General features: G+C 67.2%; 14 protein-coding genes. 12 read left to right on the top strand and 2 right to left on the bottom strand.

Translation table 11 applies throughout. From position 1 onward, the window contains the following. Positions 1-197 precede the first annotated feature (197 nt). From BMW90_RS02310 to cysG, 11 genes are all read left to right on the top strand, one after another. Positions 198-782, top strand: coding sequence for an ANTAR domain-containing response regulator (locus BMW90_RS02310; protein ID WP_048530340.1), 585 nt, complete (start codon positions 198-200; stop codon positions 780-782). Next, positions 779-1,954 carry a CmpA/NrtA family ABC transporter substrate-binding protein gene (locus BMW90_RS02305; protein WP_074834645.1) on the top strand — a complete coding sequence of 392 codons (1,176 nt, stop codon included), beginning with the start codon at positions 779-781 and terminating at the stop codon, positions 1,952-1,954. Before BMW90_RS02310 ends, BMW90_RS02305 begins: the two co-directional genes overlap by 4 nt. Before the next feature lie 267 nt (positions 1,955-2,221). Further along, the gene (locus BMW90_RS02300; RefSeq protein ID WP_074834644.1) at positions 2,222-3,589 is read left to right on the top strand and encodes a CmpA/NrtA family ABC transporter substrate-binding protein; all 1,368 of its coding nucleotides are present in this window, start codon (positions 2,222-2,224) and stop codon (positions 3,587-3,589) included. Positions 3,590-3,696: 107 nt separating this feature from the next. Then, positions 3,697-4,779, top strand: a complete 1,083-nt coding sequence (locus BMW90_RS02295; RefSeq protein WP_048530334.1) for an ABC transporter permease — start codon at positions 3,697-3,699, stop codon at positions 4,777-4,779. 43 nt (positions 4,780-4,822) lie between these two features. Further along, on the top strand, positions 4,823-6,514 hold the full coding sequence (locus BMW90_RS02290) for an ABC transporter ATP-binding protein (RefSeq protein WP_074834642.1): 1,692 nt from the start codon (positions 4,823-4,825) through the stop codon (positions 6,512-6,514). Then, positions 6,511-7,452 carry a GAF domain-containing protein gene (locus BMW90_RS02285; protein ID WP_244526413.1) on the top strand — a complete coding sequence of 314 codons (942 nt, stop codon included), beginning with the start codon at positions 6,511-6,513 and terminating at the stop codon, positions 7,450-7,452. Before BMW90_RS02290 ends, BMW90_RS02285 begins: the two co-directional genes overlap by 4 nt. 11 nt (positions 7,453-7,463) lie before the next feature. Further along, positions 7,464-9,896 (top strand): nitrite reductase large subunit NirB, encoded by a 2,433-nt coding sequence (nirB, locus tag BMW90_RS02280; RefSeq protein ID WP_074834640.1) that lies wholly within the window; start codon positions 7,464-7,466, stop codon positions 9,894-9,896. After that, positions 9,893-10,225: a nitrite reductase small subunit NirD gene (gene nirD, locus BMW90_RS02275; RefSeq protein ID WP_074834638.1), complete on the top strand. Its 333-nt coding sequence runs from the start codon at positions 9,893-9,895 to the stop codon at positions 10,223-10,225. The genes nirB and nirD overlap by 4 nt, the downstream gene beginning before the upstream one ends. Then, positions 10,225-12,855 (top strand): nitrate reductase, encoded by a 2,631-nt coding sequence (locus tag BMW90_RS02270; RefSeq protein WP_074834637.1) that lies wholly within the window; start codon positions 10,225-10,227, stop codon positions 12,853-12,855. Before nirD ends, BMW90_RS02270 begins: the two co-directional genes overlap by 1 nt. Further along, entirely contained in the window at positions 12,852-13,808 is a 957-nt protein-coding gene (locus tag BMW90_RS02265; RefSeq protein WP_074834635.1) for a glycosyl transferase family protein, read from the top strand. Before BMW90_RS02270 ends, BMW90_RS02265 begins: the two co-directional genes overlap by 4 nt. Positions 13,809-13,834: 26 nt before the next feature. Further along, positions 13,835-15,217 carry a siroheme synthase CysG gene (gene cysG, locus BMW90_RS02260; protein ID WP_074834633.1) on the top strand — a complete coding sequence of 461 codons (1,383 nt, stop codon included), beginning with the start codon at positions 13,835-13,837 and terminating at the stop codon, positions 15,215-15,217. Positions 15,218-15,326: 109 nt separating this feature from the next. Here cysG and choV read toward each other — a convergent pair whose 3' ends face one another. Both choV and choW read right to left on the bottom strand, forming a co-directional pair. Beyond that, entirely contained in the window at positions 15,327-16,361 is a 1,035-nt protein-coding gene (gene choV, locus BMW90_RS02255; RefSeq protein WP_048530320.1) for a choline ABC transporter ATP-binding protein, read from the bottom strand. Beyond that, entirely contained in the window at positions 16,358-17,191 is an 834-nt protein-coding gene (gene choW, locus BMW90_RS02250; RefSeq protein ID WP_048530318.1) for a choline ABC transporter permease subunit, read from the bottom strand. The genes choV and choW overlap by 4 nt, the downstream gene beginning before the upstream one ends. A gap of 71 nt (positions 17,192-17,262) precedes the next feature. On the opposite strand from choW, the gene BMW90_RS02245 reads away from it, so the two are divergent. Beyond that, on the top strand, positions 17,263-17,886 hold the full coding sequence (locus tag BMW90_RS02245) for a glutathione S-transferase family protein (RefSeq protein ID WP_074834632.1): 624 nt from the start codon (positions 17,263-17,265) through the stop codon (positions 17,884-17,886). Positions 17,887-17,928: the final 42 nt, after the last annotated feature.

The raw sequence follows: 17,928 nt of genomic DNA, 5'->3' as shown, positions 1-17,928 counted from the left end.
CTCCGATCAACAGGGATGCGCGGGCCAAATCGCCGCCCCCCGGGGGGCCGGCGATCGCGCGGCGGCCTGCGGCCTTGTTGCGCGCGGGGAAGACAGAACCGGCATTCTGATTAATAATTGTGCACACGCCAGGCCGCCGCCCCTCGCATACCGCGCCACCCATTTACAAACCTCCACCAGCCCCCCCATTTGCGCTCATGTCCCGCCCACTCTCGATCATCATCGTCGAACCCGACCGCGACCGCGCGCTGCTCATCGTCGACAGCCTGCGCGCCGCCGGCGATTTCGACATCCAGGTGATTGCCGAGCCCACCAGTCTCGCCCGGCAGATCCAGGCGCGCCAGCCCGACGTGGTGCTGATCGACATCGAGAACCCCTCGCGCGACATGCTCGAGGAACTGGCGCTGGCCTCGGGGCCGCAGGATCGGGCGGTGGCGATGTTCGTCGACCGGTCGGCCGAGGGCCTCTCGACCGCGGCGATCGAGGCCGGCGTCTCGGCCTATGTGGTCGACGGCATGCAGCCCGGCCGCGTCAAACCGGTGCTCGACGCCGCCATCACCCGGTTCCGCATGTTCCAGCGCATGCGCACCGAGCTGGCCGAGACCAAACGCGCGCTCGAGGAACGCAAGGTGATCGACCGCGCCAAGGGCATGCTGATGAAGGCTCGCGGCGTCAGCGAGGACGAGGCCTATGCCATCCTGCGCAAGGCCGCGATGGATCAGGGCAAGCGCGTGGCCGATGTGGCGCAGGCGCTGGTGACCGCAGCGGGGCTTCTGGGATGAGCGCAACCACGCTTTCGGTCGGGTTCATCCCGCTGGTCGATGCGGCGCCGCTGGTCCTGGCGCAGGAAATGGGCTTTGCCGCCGAAGAGGGCATCACCCTCGATCTGCGCCGTGCGCCCTCCTGGTCGTCGCTGCGCGACATGCTGAGCTTTGGCAAGGTCGAGGCGGCGCATATGCTCTCGCCCGTTCCCATCGCCACGGCGCTGGGCCTGGGCGGTGCCGGCGCGCCGCTGTCTGCGGTCTCGGTGCTCTCAGTCAATGGCAATGTCATCGGGATCAGCCGGGCATTGGCCGACCGGCTGCGCGACGCCGGCCATGACTTTGCCTTCAACGATGCCCGCGCCGCCGGACTGGCGCTGATCGCCGCGTCGGGGGCCGGCCTGCGTATCGGCGTGCCCTTCCCGTTCTCGATGCATGCCGAGCTGGTCTATTACTGGCTCTCGGCGCTGGGCTTGCCGGCGCCGCAATCGGTTTCTGTGCGCACCGTACCGCCGCCGCTGATGGGCGATGCGATCCGCGCCGGCGAGATCGACGCCTTCTGCGTCGGCGAACCCTGGGGCTCTCAGGCGGTCGAGGACGGCATGGGCGAACTGCTGCTGCCCGGTTCGGCGATCTGGGCCTTTGCGCCGGAGAAGGTGCTGGCCATGCGAGCCGACTGGGCCGAGGCCGAGGCCATGCTGCGCGGTCGGCTGATCCGCGCGGTCTGGCGCGCCGGCCGCTGGCTGGGCGATCCGGCCTCGACCAGCCTCGCCGCCGAGATCCTGGCACGGCCCGGCTATCTCGACCTGCCCGCCGACATCCTCGACCGGGCGCTGTCCGGGCGTCTCGTGCTCTCGGGGCGCGGCGAGGAACGCAGCGTGCCCGACTTCCTTACCTTCCATCGCTCCGCCGCGACCTTTCCCTGGCGCAGCCAGGCGGAATGGATCGGGCTGCAACTGGCGGCGCGCACCGGGCTCGACCGGACCGCCGCCAAATCCGCCGCCGCGCGGGTGTTTCGCACCGATCTGCACCGCGCCGCGCTCTCGGGGCTGTCGGCCAGCCTGCCCACCGCCTCGTCGCGGATCGAGGGCGGCGTGACCGAACCCACCGCCGTGCCGGCCGACGTCGGCCAGCTGATTCTCGGACGCGACCGGTTCTTCGATGGCCGCATTTTTGACCCCGACCTGGCCTGACGCCCAATTATTGTGCAGTTGCAGCGATGATCTCGCTGCAATGCAGAAAATCACCGCCCTCCCGCCGCCTTTCCTTTGCGCCACCGCAGGCTGATTTGGCATAAAGCTTGCATCGACGGGCAATGGCGTCCGTTGCAGGAATTCTCCCGAACGTCCGGGACCCGATGAGCAAAGCCGCTCGACCCTTCGCCCCCGGCGAAGTGCGTCAGCGGCTTTTTTCTTTGCCCGATCCCTCTCTTCCCGGGCCTCAGTAAAGGACAGAACCTCATGAAGACCCTCATTTTCGGCCTTGCCGCCTCTACCGCATTGGTCACTCCCGGTTTCGCGCAGATGCTGGATCTTGAAAAAGACGAACTGACCTTCGGCTTCATCAAGCTCACCGACATGGCGCCGCTCGCCGTGGCCTATGAACAGGGCTATTTCCTCGACGAGGGCCTGTTCGTGACGCTGGAAGCCCAGGCCAACTGGAAGGTTCTGCTCGACGGCGTGATCGGCGGCCAGCTCGATGGCGCGCATATGCTGGCCGGCCAGCCGCTGGCGGCGACCATCGGTTTCGGCACCGAGGCGCATATCATCACCCCCTTCTCGATGGACCTGAACGGCAACGGCATCACCGTGTCGAACGAGATCTGGGAGCAGATGAAGCCCAACATCCCCGCCGATGCCGAGGGCAAGCCGATCCACCCGATCAGCGCAGAAGCGCTGGCCCCGGTGGTCGAGAGCTACAAGAACGATGGCAAGCCCTTCAACATGGGCATGGTTTTCCCGGTCTCGACCCACAATTACGAAATCCGCTACTGGCTGGCGGCCGGCGGGCTGCATCCGGGCTATTACAGCCAGGAAAACATCTCGGGCCAGATCGGCGCCGATGTGCTGCTCTCGGTCACCCCGCCGCCGCAGATGCCCGCCACGCTCGAAGCCGGCACGATCTATGGCTACAGCGTGGGCGAGCCGTGGAACCAGCAGGCGGTGTTCAAGGGCATCGGCGTGCCGGTGATCACCGATTACGAGCTGTGGAAGAACAATCCCGAGAAGGTCTTCGGCATCACCGCCGAGTTTGCCGAGGACTACCCCAACACCACGCTGGCCGTCACCAAGGCGCTGATCCGCGCCGCGCAATGGCTGGATGAAAACGACAACGCCAACCGTATGGAAGCGGTCGAAATGCTGAGCCGTCCGGAATATGTCGGCGCCGATGCCGAGGTGATCGCCGCCTCGATGACCGGCACCTTCGAATACGAAAAGGGCGACAAGCGCGACGTCCCCGACTTCAACGTTTTCTTCCGCTACAACGCCACCTACCCCTTCTATTCGGATGCGGTCTGGTATCTGACCCAGATGCGCCGGTGGGGCCAGATTGCCGAGCCGAAATCGGACAGCTGGTACGACGAGGTTGCCAGGTCGGTCTACAAGCCGGACATCTATCTCGAGGCCGCGCGGCTGCTGGTCGATGAAGGTCTTGCCGATGCGGCCGATTTCCCCTGGGACAGCGACGGCTACAAGGCGCCGACCCCTGCCGAGGATATCATCGACGGCATCGCCTATGACGGCAAGGCCCCCAACGCCTACCTCGACAGCCTGCCGATCGGGCTGAAAGGCGAGCAGACCGTTGTCGGCACCGAAGTGAAGGGCTGAGCTCAATCCAGGCAGAGGCCCCGGGTCAAGCCCGGGGCGCGATGATCCCGCGACACGCGCCCCGGACTTGATCCGGGGCCTCCCCCCAATCTCCCGAGGACCCCGCCATGACCACCGTCGACCCCGAATTCTCCGCCGCCGAGGCCCGCGAAGCCCGCCGCGCGAAACTCTTCACTCGCATCAACGCCGCCGACAAATGGTTCCAGGTGCTCGGCCTCTCCTGGGCCACCCCGGTGCTCAAGGCCGCGGCAGGGGACAATCCGAAAGCGCAGGTCAAGGAAATCTGGCGCCTGCTGGCCGTGCCGCTGATCGCCATCATCGCCTTCCTGATGCTCTGGGCCACGCTGGCGCCCAAGGTGCAGACGTCGCTGGGCGCCGTCCCCGGCCCGGCCGCGGTCTGGGAAGAGGCGGTCAACCTGCACGAGGACGCCGCCGCCAAGGCCGTCAAGCGCGAGAAGTTCGAAACCATGGTTGCCGCGCGCAACGAAAAGCTGGTCGAGGCCGGCCGCGCTGACGAGGTCAAGGACATCGCCTATACCGGTGCGCCGTCCTACTACCAGCAGATCTGGACCTCGATCCAGACCGTGTTCTTCGGTTTCCTGATCGCCACCGCCGTCGCCGTGCCGCTGGGCATCGCCGCCGGTCTCTCACCCACCGCCAACGCCGCGATCAACCCGTTGGTGCAGATCTTCAAGCCGGTCTCGCCGCTGGCCTGGCTGCCGATCGTCACCATGATCGTCTCGGCGGTCTATGCCACCAACGACGGCATGTTCTCCAAATCGTTCCTGATCTCGGCGATCACCGTGACGCTCTGTTCGCTCTGGCCGACACTGATCAACACCGCGCTGGGTGTGGCCAGCATCGACAAGGATCTGGTGAACGTCTCCAAGGTGTTGAAAATGAACACCTATACCAAGATCACCAAGCTGGTCCTGCCCTCGGCCCTGCCGCTGATCTTCACCGGTCTGCGCCTGTCGCTCGGCGTCGGCTGGATGGTGCTGATCGCCGCCGAGATGCTGGCGCAGAACCCCGGTCTCGGCAAGTTCGTCTGGGACGAGTTCCAGAACGGCAGCTCCTCGTCGCTCGCCAAAATCATGGTCGCGGTGCTGACCATCGGCGTGATCGGCTTCCTGCTCGACCGCGTGATGTTCGCCCTGCAATCGCTCTTCACCTTCTCGAACAACCGGTGACATGCGCCCCGGACCTCCGGGGTCGCACAGAAAGGACAAGCAGATGAGCATCCTGAAATTCGACAATGTCTCCAAGAGCTTCGGCGAAGGCACTGCCGCCACCTCGGTGTTGAAGAACATCGACCTCGAGGTGCAGGAGGGCGAGTTCCTCGTGCTGCTGGGCTTCTCCGGCACCGGCAAGACGACACTGATCAACCTGATGGCCGGGCTGGAACAGCCGACCCGCGGCAAGGTCACCTTCAAGGGCCAGCCGATCACCGGGCCGGGGCCGGAACGCGGCGTGATCTTCCAGAGCTATTCGCTGATGCCCTGGCTGACGGTGGCGGGCAACGTCGGCCTGGCGGTCGATACCATCTTCCCCGGCATGCCCAAGGCGGAAAAGGCCGAAAAGGTCGCGCATTACGTCAAGATGGTGGGCCTCAGCCACGCCACCCACCGCCGCCCGGCCGAGCTTTCGGGCGGCATGCGCCAGCGGGTCAACGTGGCGCGTGCGCTGGCGATGAACCCCGAGGTGCTGCTCCTGGACGAGCCGCTCTCGGCGCTCGACGCGCTGACCCGCGCCAATCTGGCAGATGAGATCGAGGCGATCTGGGAGGCCGACAAGAAGACCTGCGTGCTGATCACAAATGACGTCGACGAGGCGATCATGCTGGCCGACCGGATCATCGCGCTCAACCCCGATGGCTCGCTGGGCGAGGAATTCGCGGTCGATATCCCCCGCCCGCGCGACCGGGGCGAGATGAACCACCACGACGGGTTCAAGGCCCTGCGCGCCAAGGTCACCAACTACCTGATGGATGTGGGCATCGAAGCCAAGGTCGAAGGCTCGCGCATCCTGCCCGACGTGACGCCGATCCACTCGGTTCCGAAGGCGGTGCAACAGGCGCAGGAAGGCATGATCGAAGAGCGCTTCCTCGACTTCTCGCAGCTGCACAAGATCTACCCGACGCCGAAAGGCCCGCTTACCGTGGTCGAGGATTTCGACCTCAAGGTGAACCGGGGCGAATTCATCTCGCTGATCGGCCATTCCGGCTGCGGCAAGTCCACCGTGCTGACCATGGCCGCCGGTCTCAACGACATCTCCAAGGGCGCAATCCGGCTTGACGGCTACCACGTTCAGGGCGCCGATCCGGAGCGCGCGGTGGTGTTTCAGTCGCCCAACCTCTTTCCCTGGTTGACGGCACGCGAAAACTGCGCCATCGGCGTCGACAAGGTCTATCCCAAGGCCAGCCAGGCCGAGCGTCAGGACGTCGTGGAGTACTACCTTGAACGGGTGGGGCTGGCCGATGCCATGGACCGCTCGGCCGCCGACATGTCGAACGGCATGAAACAACGTGTCGGCATCGCCCGGGCCTTCGCGCTTTCGCCCAAACTGCTTCTGCTCGACGAGCCCTTCGGGATGCTCGACAGCCTGACGCGATGGGAATTGCAGGAGGTGCTGATGGAAGTGTGGTCGCGCACCAAGGTCACCGCGATCTGCGTCACTCATGACGTGGACGAGGCGATCCTGCTGGCCGACCGCGTGGTGATGATGACCAACGGCCCCCAGGCCACCATCGGCCGCATCGTCAACGTCGACCTGCCCCGTCCGCGCACCCGCAAGGCGCTGCTCGAACATCCCGATTACTACCTCTACCGCGAGCAGGTGCTGAGCTTTCTCGAAGAATACGAGCATGGCGCCAAGCCGAAGGCCGCCACCCCGGCCGCCAAGCCCGATGAGAAGGAAGCCGCATGATGGAAGCGATGACCGACACCGAGGTGCGCACCTTCATCGAGGTCACCGAATACTGGGTGCCCGAAGAGGGCGTGCTGAAACTGGCGGGCGGCAACTACGGCGATCTGACCGAGTTCAAGGCGGCTTCTGGCCAGACCAGCTTTGCCAAGGGCGAAGGCCTGCCGGGCATGGCCTGGGCCGAGGAACGCCCGGTGGTCTTCAAGACATTGGACCCGGCCAGCTTCAAACGCGCCGATGCCGCCAGGGCGGCCGGTCTGACCAGCGCCGTGGCGGTGCCGCTGTTTGACGGCAAGGCGCTGAAGGCGGTGCTCGTGGTGCTCTGCGGCGACGGCGAGGACAGGATCGGCGCGCTTGAGGTCTGGCAGTCGAAAGACAACCTGCTGATGCTCGAAGACGGCTATTACGGCGCCGCCAAACATTTCGAATTTGTCTCGAAACACACGCATTTCCCGCGCGGCCAGGGTCTGCCCGGGGCGGTCTGGGCAGCCAATACGCCGATCCTGATGCGCGACCTGGGCTCGAGCTATGGCTTCGTCCGCTCGGAAAGCGCCGGACAGGCCGGGCTGACCACCGGTCTCGGCCTGCCGGTGCCGGTGCCGAGCGGCGAGACCTTCGTGCTGACGCTGCTGTCGGCGCGGGGCACGCCGATCGCCCGGCGTTTCGAGATCTGGGACGCCCGCGCGGCTCGCGTCGGCAAGGACGGTGCGGCGGTGCTGATCGACGGCATCTGCGCCCGCGAGGGCCGGCTCTGGGCCGCCGAGGCGGAAGAGCCGCGCCGCGCCGCTGCCTGGCAGGGGCTGATCGGCCGGGTGCTGGGCTCCGGCCTGCCGGTGGTCGACCAAGGCGTCGCCGGAATTGCCGCCGGCTACGAGAATTTCGTGGCCCTGCCGATCCATTCCAAGGGCGAGGTGTCACACATCGTCGCCTGGTATTCGTGAAAGGAAACGACATGCAGAAACTGGTCGTTATCGGCGCCGGCATGGCTTCGGGACGGGTGCTGGAGCATCTGTTCGAACAAGCCCCCGACGCCTATGAAGTCACCCTGTTCAACGCAGAGGCACGCGGCAACTACAACCGCATCATGCTGTCACCGGTGTTGTCGGGGGAAAAGAGCTATGCCGAGATCGTCACCCATGACGACGATTGGTACAATGGCAACAAGGTCACCTGCCGGTTCGGCGAAAGCGTTGTCGGCATCGACCGCGCCCGCAAGGTGGTGATCGGCGAAAACGGCGAGGTCGCCTATGACAAGCTGCTGATCGGCACCGGCTCAGCGCCCTTCATCATTCCGGTGCCCGGCAAGGACCTGCCCGGGGTGATCTCCTACCGCGATCTCGATGACACCAACGCGATGATCGAGGCCTCCTCCAAGGGCGGCAGCGCCGTGGTGATCGGCGGCGGTCTGCTGGGTCTGGAAGCGGCCGCCGGCCTCGCCCAGCGCGGCATGGATGTGACCGTGCTGCACCTGATGGGCCACCTGATGGAGCGGCAACTCGACGAAGCCGCGGGCTATCTGCTGCGCAAGGATCTGGAGGGGCGCGGCATTACCGTCAAGACCCAGGCCTCGACCAAGGCCATTCTGGGCGAGGACAAGGCCGAAGCGGTTCTGCTCGACAGCGGCGAAACCCTGCCTGCCGATCTGGTGGTCATGGCCGTGGGCATCCGCCCGGAAACACGGCTGGCCAATGATGCGGGCCTCACCGTGGGGCGTGGCATCGAGGTTTCCGCGCAGATGCAGACCTCGGACCCCGATGTCTATGCCGTGGGCGAATGCGTGGAGTTCGACGGCCAGCTTTTCGGCCTTGTCGCGCCGCTCTACGATCAGGCCAAGGTCGTCGCAGCCGCGCTTCTGGGCGAAGACGGCGCTTTCGTCCCGAAGGAGCTGTCGACCAAGCTCAAGGTCACCGGCTGCGATCTGTTCTCCGCCGGCGATTTCGCCGAGGGCGAAGGTCGCGAGGACATCGTGTTCCGCGATCCGGCGCGCGGCGTCTACAAGCGGCTGGTGATCGAGGACAACAGGCTGATCGGCGCGGTGATGTATGGCGATACCGCCGACGGCAACTGGTTCTTCGGGCTGATCAAGGACGGCACGGACATCGAAGAGATGCGCGACACGCTGATCTTTGGCCCCTCCTATCAGGGAGGTGCCGCCGCGGACCCTCTGTCAGCCGTTGCAGCATTGCCGCTTGATGCGGAAATCTGTGGCTGCAACGGCATCTGCAAGGGCACCATCGTATCTGCCATCGAAGGCGGGGCCACAGACCTCGGCGCAATCAAGGCCACCACCAAGGCCAGCGCCTCCTGCGGCACCTGCACCGGGCTGGTGGAACAGGTGTTGCAAGTCACGCTGGGCGACGATTTCCAGATGCCGGCGTCGCAAGCGATCTGCGGCTGCACGGATCTCAGCCACGAGGACGTGCGCCGGCTGATCAAGAGCCAAGAGCTGAAAAGCCAGGCCGCGGTCTGGCAGGAGCTGGGCTGGTCCACGCCCAACGGTTGCCATGTCTGCCGCCCGGCGGTGAACTATTACCTGCTGGCCGACTGGCCGCTGGAATATCAGGACGACCCGCAGAGCCGGTTCATCAACGAGCGCAAGCACGCCAACATCCAGAAAGACGGCACCTTCTCGGTGGTACCGCGGATGTTCGGCGGCATGACCACGCCGGACGAGCTGCGCGCCATCGCCGATGCGGCGGACAAGTACAAGGTGCCCACGGTGCATGTCACCGGCGGCCAGCGGATCGACCTGCTGGGGGTCAAGGGCGAGGACCTGCCCGCGATCTGGGCCGATCTCAACGCCGCCGGCATGGTTTCTGGCCATGCCTATGCCAAGGGCCTGCGCACGGTGAAGACCTGCGTCGGCAAGGATCACTGCCGCTTCGGCACGCAGGACAGCACCGGGCTGGGCATCCAGCTCGAGAAAAAGCTCTGGGGCTCCTGGACACCACACAAGGTCAAGCTGGCGGTCTCGGGCTGCCCGCGCAACTGCGCCGAGGCGACCTGCAAGGATATCGGCGTGGTCTGCGTCGACAGCGGCTATCAGATCGGTGTCGCCGGGGCCGCCGGCATGGACGTGAAGGAAACCGAGCGGCTGGCCGAAGCCAGGACCGAGCAGGAGGCGATCGACCTCGCCACCGCCTTCATGCAGCTCTACCGCGAGAACGCCAAATACCTCGACCGGCCCTACAAATGGGTCGCCAAGGTGGGTCTCGACTGGGTGAAAGAGCGTGTAGTCGACGACCTCGAGGAACGCGCGGCGTTGATCGCGCGCTTCGAGCTATCGCAAACGATCTATCGCAAGGACCCCTGGGCCGAAGAGGCCGAGAGCAAGTCCGAGCAATATCAACCCCTTGCCGATCTTACCCTGGAGGCCGCGGAATGAGCTGGCTCGACATCGGAGACATCAACGACATCCCGCTGCGCGGCGCCCGGGTGATCAAGACCAAGGTCGGTTGCGTGGCGCTGTTTCGCACCGCGCCGGACGAGGTCTTTGCCACCTCCGACCGCTGCCCGCACAAGGGCGGGCCGCTGAACCACGGCATCGTGCACGGCCAGTCGGTTACCTGCCCGCTGCACAACTGGGTGTTCGATCTGAACACCGGTCAGGCGCAGGGCGCCGACGAGGGCCGCATCGCGACCTATCCGGTGCGGGTCGAGGATGGGAGGATCCTGATCGACACCACCAAACTCGCGCATCGGAGTGCGGCGTGATGGACGGGGCGGGTGTGAGTGAAACACGGTCTACCTGCCCCTATTGCGGCGTGGGATGCGGGGTCATCCTGCGCCCGGACGGCGCGGGTGGTCTGGACGTCAGGGGGGATCCGGACCACCCGGCCAATCGCGGCAGGCTCTGCTCCAAGGGCTCGGCGCTCGGGGACACGCTCGACCGGGCCGGTCGCCTGCTCGCCCCGCGCATCAGCGGGCAGGAGGTGGGCTGGGACAGCGCGCTCGACCTGGTCGCCAAAAAGTTCTCCGACACCATCGCGCGGCACGGGCCGGATTCGGTGGCCTTCTACGTCTCGGGCCAATTGCTGACCGAGGATTATTACGTCGCCAACAAGCTGATGAAAGGCTTTATCGGCTCGGCCAATATCGACACCAATTCGCGGCTCTGCATGGCCTCGACCGTCGCCGGCCACAAGCGCGCCTTCGGCACCGATACCGTGCCCGGCTCCTACGAGGATCTTGACGCGGCCGACCTCGTGGTTCTGGTGGGTTCCAACCTCGCCTGGTGCCATCCGGTGCTCTATCAGCGGGTGCTGGCCGCGCGGGCGAAACGCGGGACAAAGATCGTCGTCGTCGACCCGCGCCGCACCGCCAGCTGCGACGGCGCCGACATGCACCTGGCGCTCGCCTCTGGCAGCGACGTGGCGCTATTCAACCGGCTTCTGGTCGAGATCTACGAGGGCGGCGCCTTTGACAAAGCCTACCTGCGCAATGTCGATGGTTTCGACGCCGCGCTCGAGGCCGCCTATGCCGATGATCCCACGGTCACCGGGCTGAGCGAGGCCGAGATCGCCGCCTTTTGCCAGCTCTGGATGCGGCATGACAAGGTGGTTACCGTCTTCAGCCAGGGGGTGAACCAATCCTCGTCCGGGGCCGACAAGGTCAATGCCATTCTCAATTGTCATCTGGCAACCGGGCGCATCGGCAAGCCGGGCGCGGGGCCGTTTTCCGTCACCGGCCAGCCCAATGCCATGGGTGGGCGGGAAGTGGGCGGCCTGGCCAATATGCTGGCCTGCCACCTCGATATCGAGAACCCCAGCCACCGCACCGCCGTGCGCGAATTCTGGCAGGCGCCAGCAATGCCCGAGACCCAGGGGCTCAAGGCCGTCGACATGTTTCAGGCGGTGGGCGACGGCCGGATCAAGGCGCTCTGGATCATCCATACCAACCCGGCGGTCTCGATGCCCGATGCCGACGCGGTGCGCGACGCCATTTCCGGCTGCGATTTCACCGTGGTCTCCGACATCACCGCCGAGACCGATACCGCGCGGCTGGCCGATGTGCTCCTGCCCGCCGCCGCCTGGGCCGAGAAAAGCGGCACCGTCACCAATTCCGACCGCACCATCAGCCGGCAGCGCAGCGTCCTGCCGGCGCCGGGCCAGGCGCGGCCCGACTGGGACATCCTGGCCGATGTCGGCCGCCGCATGGGCTTTCGCGCCGCCTTCGACTATCAGGCCCCTGCCGAGATCTTCCGTGAATACGCCGCACTCTCCGGCATTGCCGGCTACTTCGGCCGCGATTTCGACATCTCGGCCCTGCGCGATCTCGACGACCCGGATTACGACATGCTGGCGCCCCGCCGCTGGCCGCTGACCGAGGCGCGCGAAGGCGGACGTTTCTTTGCCGACGGCCAATTCTTTCACCCCGACGGCCGGGGCAGGATGCTGCCGCTGCGCCACCGCGCGCCAGAGGCGAAACGCGCGCCACGTTATCCCTTCCGGCTCAACACCGGCCGTATCCGCGACCAATGGCACACGATGACGCGTACCGCGCTGTCGCCGCGGCTCTCGGCGCATCTGGCCGAGCCCTTCCTCGACATTCACCCCGGCGACGCCGCCGCGCTCGCGCTTGAACCGGGCGACCTGGTGCAGGTGCAGAGCCCGCAGGGCAACGCCATCCTGCGCGCCCGGATCAGCTCAGATGTGCAGCAGGGCGACGTCTTTGCACCGATGCACTGGACCGGCGAGACCGCGCCCTCGGGCCGGATCGACGCGCTGGTGGCGCCGGTGGTCGATCCGGTCTCGGGCCAGCCGGAAAGCAAGGCGGCGGTCTGCGCCGTCACCAAACTGGCGGCGGCCTGGTACGGCTTTGCCGTCACCGCCGGCGATCTCGCCCCCGATTGCGCCTATTGGGCGCGCGCCCGCACGCCCTCGGGGTATCGCGCCGAACTGGCCGGCACCACGCCGGTCGCCGACTGGGAGGCCGAGGCTCGCAGGCTCTTCGGCCTGCCCGAGGCAGAGGTGCAATCGGTGATCGACAGCGCGCGCGGCATCGCCCGGCTGGCGTTCTACGACGAGGGCCGCTTGCTGGCCGCGCTCTTTGTCGCCCCGGAGCCGGTGGCGGTGCTGCGCGACTATCTCGTCACTCTGCCCGGAGCCGAGGCACCGCAGGCGATCACCGGCGCGCCGCCGGCCGATCAGCCCGACCCCGGGCCGGTGCTCTGCTCCTGCTTCTCAGTCGGGGTCAACACCATCCTCACCGCCATCGAGACCGAGGGGCTGATGAGCGTCGAGGCAATCGGCGCGGCGCTTGGCGCCGGCACCAACTGCGGCTCCTGCCGGCCCGAGCTGGCCGAGCTTCTGGCGCGCTGCGCCACCCCGGAGGCGGCGGAATGAGCCTGGCCCCCTATGTCCGCATCCTCGGGCGCGGCCCCGGCCGGTCGCGGTCGCTGACGCAGGAAGAGGCGCAGGAAGCAATGGCGCTGATGCTGCGCGGTGGCGCGGCGCCGGAAGCGATCGGCGCGCTCCTGATGCTGATGCGGATGAAAGGCGAAACGCCGGAAGAGATCGCGGGCTTTGCCCGCGCCGCCGGCGCCACCCTGCCGCCCCTGCCCCGCCCCGACCTCGACTGGCCCTCCTATGCCGCAGGCCGGACGCGCGGGCTTCCCTGGTTTCTGCTCTCGGCGCGGCTGGTGGCGCGGGCCGGGCACCGGGTGCTGATGCATGGCTATAACGGCGCCGATGGCGCGGTGCGGCAGGCGCTCGGCCCGGCGGGGATTCCCCTGATCGCCGATCCGGCCGAATGCGCGCAGAGCCTCACCACCCAGGGCGTGGCCTATCTGCCGCTGGAAACCCTCTCGCCCCGGCTGTTTGCGCTGCTCCGGCTGCGCGACGTTCTGGGCCTGCGCTCCTGCGTCAACACCGTCTGCCGGATGTTCAACCCCGGCGGCGCGGCAGCCTCGGTTCAGGGGGTGTTTCACCCGTCTTATCGCGGGTTGCAGACCGAGGCGGCGCAGCACCTCGGCCTGACGCGACAGACGGTGATCAAGGGCGGCGGCGGCGAGTTCGAACGCCACGCCGGCAAGCAGATCGCCTGTTTTGGCCTGCGCGACGGCGCAGCCTGGCAAGGCGTGGCGCCCGCGCTGACCGACGACACCCGCCGGCTGGATGACGGCGACACCGACCCCGCGCATCTCGCCGCGCTCTGGGCCGGCGACCGCGACGATCCCTTCGCCCGGGCCGTGGTGACGGGCACCGCCGCGCTGGCATTGGAAACGCTGGGCCATGACCGGCCGGAAGAATTGGCGCAATCGCTCTGGGCCCGGCGCCACCGCGCGCGGGCCGCCTGAGGATGTCTGCCTGAGAGGAGACCGAGATGAAAAGCTTTCCCATGTTCATCCGCACCACCGGCCGCCGGGTTGTGATCTGCGGCGGCGGCGAACAGGCGGCGCAGAAGGCGCGGCTGATGCTCAAGACCGACGCGACGCTGGTGCTGGCGGCACCGGAACTGGACGCCGAGTTGGCGGCGCTGGTGGCCGAGGGCCGTGCGGTGCATCACGCCGGGGCGATCACCCCGGCGCTGTTTGAAGGCGCGGCCATGGGTTTTGTCGCCACCGGCTGCCCGGGGCTCGATGCGGCGCTGCACGGGCTGGCCAAGGCCGGCGGCTGCCCGGTCAATGTGGTCGACCGGCCCGATCTCTGCGACCTGACGACGCCCTCGCTGGTCGATCGCGACCCGGTGGTGGTGGCGATCGGCACCGAGGGCACCGCCCCGGTGCTGGCGCGACAGATCAAGACCCAGGTGGAACAGATGCTGGCCCCCAACCTCGGCGGGCTGGCCGCTCTGGCGGGGCGGATGCGAGGCGCGGTGGCGCAACGCGTCGCGCCCGCGCGGCGCCGCGCCTTCTGGGCCTGGGCGTTTTCCGACACGCCGCGCGCGGCCTGGACCCGGGGCGCCGAACGCGCGGCGGCACAGGCGCTGAAGGCAGCGATTGCCGAGGGACGCGCGCCCGGCGATGCGCCCGAGGGGAGCATCGCGCTGGTCGGCGCCGGCCCTGGCTCCCGCGACCTGCTGACCCTGCGCGCGGTGCAGCGGTTGCAGGAGGCGGATGTGATTTTCTATGACCGTCTGGTCGATGCCGAAGTGCTGGAACTGGCGCGGCGCGATGCCGAGCGGGTCTTTGTCGGCAAGGTGGTCGGCGCCCATGCTTGGCCGCAGGAACGGATCAACGCGGTGATCGTTGCGGCGGCGCAGCGCGGCCAGCGGGTGGTGCGCCTGAAATCGGGCGATCCCGGCATCTTCGGCCGCGCCACCGAGGAACTGGAGGCTGCGGAGGCGGCCGGCATCGCGGTGGAGATCGTGCCCGGCATCACCGCCGCCTGCGCCGCAGCGGCAAGCGCCGGCCGGTCGCTGACCACGCGCGGGGTGTCGGATACGCTGGTGCTGACCACCGGCACCTGCCGCGACGAGGATCCCCTGCCCGACTGCGCCCGCCACGCCCGGCCGGGCACCACGCTGGCGCTTTACATGGCGGTGCGGCAGGCGACACGGATCGTCGACGGGCTGCGCGCCCGCGGTCTGCCCGGCGCGGCGGAGGTGACGGTGGCGGTCGAGGTCTCGAAACCCGGCGAGCGCCGGTTCACCTGCACGCTGGACCGGCTGGCCGAGAGCCTGGCCGCCCAAGCAGTGACCGGCGTGGCGGTGTTGCTGATCACATGGCCCAAGGTCGCCGCATCGGAGGTGGCGCTCTCGGCATGACTTGGCGGGGCCGAGACCGAGGGAGGCTGGTGCGCCCCGAACTTGATCCGGGGCCCCGACGTCAAAGGCAAAAGGTCCCGGCGCGGAGGCCGGGACGGCGGCGCGTCAATCACCCCGGCATGGTCTGCGCCAGGCGGTGCAGCAGGGTGTCGCGGGTCACCACGCCCAGCGCCTGGCCGTCGCGGGTCACGGTGATTTCGTCCACCTGATCCGAGAACATCTGCACCAGATCGTTGATCGGCGTCTCCGGCGCGACCTCCGGTCCCCCGCCCGCGCCGGGCTGCATCATGTCGCGGGCGCAGAGCACGCCGAGCGGGTTCATATGCGCCACGAAATCGGCCACGTAATCGGTGGCCGGGTTGGAGAAGATCTCGCGCGGGGTGCCGCATTGCACGATCCGCCCGCCCTCCATGATGGCGATGCGGTCGCCGATCTTGAAGGCCTCGTCGAGATCGTGGCTGACAAAGATGATGGTGCGGCCGAGGCGCTGTTGCAGGTCGAGCAGCTCATCCTGCAACCGCGTGCGGATCAACGGATCGAGCGCCGAGAACGGCTCGTCCATCAGAAGCACCGGCGCCTTGGTGGCAAAGGCCCGCGCCAGGCCCACCCGCTGCTGCATGCCACCCGAGAGCTCGCCGACCTTGCGGTCGGACCAGTCGGCGAGGCCAACCAGCGCCAGCTCTTCCTCGGCCTGGGCATTGCGCGCCTTGCGGTCCATGCCGCCAAGCTCCAGCCCCAGCACCACGTTGTCGCGCACCGTGCGCCAGGGCAGCAGGCCGAACTGCTGGAACACCATGGCGACATGGCGCAGGCGCAGGTCGCGCAGGCTCTTTGCATCGGCGTGGGTGACATTCACCATTTCATCGCCGCAGCGCAGGCGGACCTGGCCGCGCACCACCGGGTTGAGCCCGTTGACCGCGCGCAAGAGGGTCGACTTGCCCGAGCCCGAGAGCCCCATGAGCACGAGGATCTCGCCCTCCCGGACGTCGATGCGGCAGTTGTGCACGCCCAGAACCTGGCTGGTTTCCTGCTGGATCTCGGCGCGGTCGCGGCCCTTGTCCATCAACGGCAGCGCCTCTTCGGGATGATTGCCGAAGACGATGGAGACATTGTCGAATTCGACGGCGTTCTTGCGTGTGGTCATTTGCGGTCCACCCTCAGCATCCGGTCCAGCATGATGGCAACGACGACGATGACAAAGCCGCTCTCGAAGCCCAGCGAGGTATTCACCTGGTTGAGTGCGCGCACCACCGGCACGCCAAGCCCGTCGGCGCCCACCAGCGCGGCGATCACCACCATCGACAGCGACAGCATGATGGTCTGGTTCAGACCGGCCATGATCTGCGGAAAGGCATAGGGCAGTTCCACCTTCAGCAGCTTCTGCCAGCCGGTGGCGCCGAATGCATCCGCCGCCTCGAGCAGCGCATCGGGGGTCGAGGTCACGCCCAGATGGGTGAGCCGGATCGGCGCCGGCACGACAAAGATCACCGTGGCAATCAGGCCGGGCACCATGCCGATGCCGAAGAACACGATCGCAGGGATCAGATAGACGAAGGTCGGCAAGGTCTGCATCAGGTCGAGCACCGGCCGCATCCAGGCATAGAGCCTGGGCCGGTGCGCCACGGCGATGCCGATCGGCACACCCACCCCCATGCAGACCACGCAGGCCGACAGCACCAGCGTCAGGCTCTCGGTGGTTTCCTCCCAATAGCCCTGGTTGAGGATGAAGAGAAAGCCCAGCACCACGAAGAGCGTGACCTTCCAGCTGCGTTGCAACCCGTAGGTCAGCGCCGCGAAGGCGGCGATGACCAGCAGCGGATGCGGGCTTTGCAGCACCCAGAGGATGGCCTCGATCATCGCGTCCATGGCATCCGACAGGGCGTCGAAGAACCAGGCGCCGTAGTCCTGCATCAGATCAAAGATCCAGGCGGCGGATTTTCCCACGGGGATCTTGTTGTCGGTCAGCCACTCCATGCGCGGGCCTCCCGGTTGCCGATTTTAGTGTCTGCTGTCACTCTTTCCTCCAAACCCGAGGGAGATTGTTCATGGCGCTTGTGTTCTACACCAACCCGATGTCGCGCGGCCGGATTGCCCGCTGGATGCTCGAAGAGGTCGGCGCGACCTACGAGACCAAGGTGCTGGCTTACGGCCCCGAGATGAAATCGCCGGAGTATCTGGCGCTCAATCCCATGGGCAAGGTGCCGGCCATCGTGCATGACGGCCAGGTGGTGACCGAGGCCGCGGCGATCTGCACCTATCTCGCCTTTGCCTTTCCCGAGGCCGGGCTGGCGCCCGAGCCCGACGAGCGCGCCGATTTCTTTCGCTGGCTTTTTCTGGCCGCCGGTCCCGGCGAGCAGGCGGTCACCAATACGTCGTTCGGCTTTGCCCTGCCCGACGATCCGCAGGCACGCGGACGATCGGGCTATGGCAGTCTCGATACCGTGGCCGATGCGCTTGCGGCGATGCTGGCCTACGGGCGGCCCTTTGTCTGCGGCGCGCGGTTCACGGCGGCCGATGTCTACGTGGGGGCGCAGATCCAGTGGGGGATGCAGTTCGGCACCCTGCCCGAACGCCCAGGCTTTGCCGATTACGCCAAGCGGCTGGCCAGCCGCCCGGCGGCGATGCGCGCCAATGATCTGGACAACGCGCTGATGCCCGAAGAGGGCTGACGCGCCGCGCAAGCGCCCCTGCCCGCAGGCAGGGGCGAACAT

The sequence above is a fragment of the Marinovum algicola genome, from assembly GCF_900109145.1.
GTDB lineage: Bacteria > Pseudomonadota > Alphaproteobacteria > Rhodobacterales > Rhodobacteraceae > Marinovum > Marinovum algicola.
The sequence above is the reverse complement of the archived record's forward strand: the minus strand, read 5'-3'. Positions and strand labels throughout refer to the sequence as shown.

Coding starts and splice junctions, on each gene's coding strand:
- BMW90_RS02310 (WP_048530340.1), top strand. CDS start 198: ATGTCCCGCCCACTCTCGATCATCATCGTCGAACCCGACCGCGACCGC.
- BMW90_RS02305 (WP_074834645.1), top strand. CDS start 779: ATGAGCGCAACCACGCTTTCGGTCGGGTTCATCCCGCTGGTCGATGCG.
- BMW90_RS02300 (WP_074834644.1), top strand. CDS start 2,222: ATGAAGACCCTCATTTTCGGCCTTGCCGCCTCTACCGCATTGGTCACT.
- BMW90_RS02295 (WP_048530334.1), top strand. CDS start 3,697: ATGACCACCGTCGACCCCGAATTCTCCGCCGCCGAGGCCCGCGAAGCC.
- BMW90_RS02290 (WP_074834642.1), top strand. CDS start 4,823: ATGAGCATCCTGAAATTCGACAATGTCTCCAAGAGCTTCGGCGAAGGC.
- BMW90_RS02285 (WP_244526413.1), top strand. CDS start 6,511: ATGATGGAAGCGATGACCGACACCGAGGTGCGCACCTTCATCGAGGTC.
- nirB (WP_074834640.1), top strand. CDS start 7,464: ATGCAGAAACTGGTCGTTATCGGCGCCGGCATGGCTTCGGGACGGGTG.
- nirD (WP_074834638.1), top strand. CDS start 9,893: ATGAGCTGGCTCGACATCGGAGACATCAACGACATCCCGCTGCGCGGC.
- BMW90_RS02270 (WP_074834637.1), top strand. CDS start 10,225: ATGGACGGGGCGGGTGTGAGTGAAACACGGTCTACCTGCCCCTATTGC.
- BMW90_RS02265 (WP_074834635.1), top strand. CDS start 12,852: ATGAGCCTGGCCCCCTATGTCCGCATCCTCGGGCGCGGCCCCGGCCGG.
- cysG (WP_074834633.1), top strand. CDS start 13,835: ATGAAAAGCTTTCCCATGTTCATCCGCACCACCGGCCGCCGGGTTGTG.
- choV (WP_048530320.1), bottom strand. CDS start 16,361: ATGACCACACGCAAGAACGCCGTCGAATTCGACAATGTCTCCATCGTC.
- choW (WP_048530318.1), bottom strand. CDS start 17,191: ATGGAGTGGCTGACCGACAACAAGATCCCCGTGGGAAAATCCGCCGCC.
- BMW90_RS02245 (WP_074834632.1), top strand. CDS start 17,263: ATGGCGCTTGTGTTCTACACCAACCCGATGTCGCGCGGCCGGATTGCC.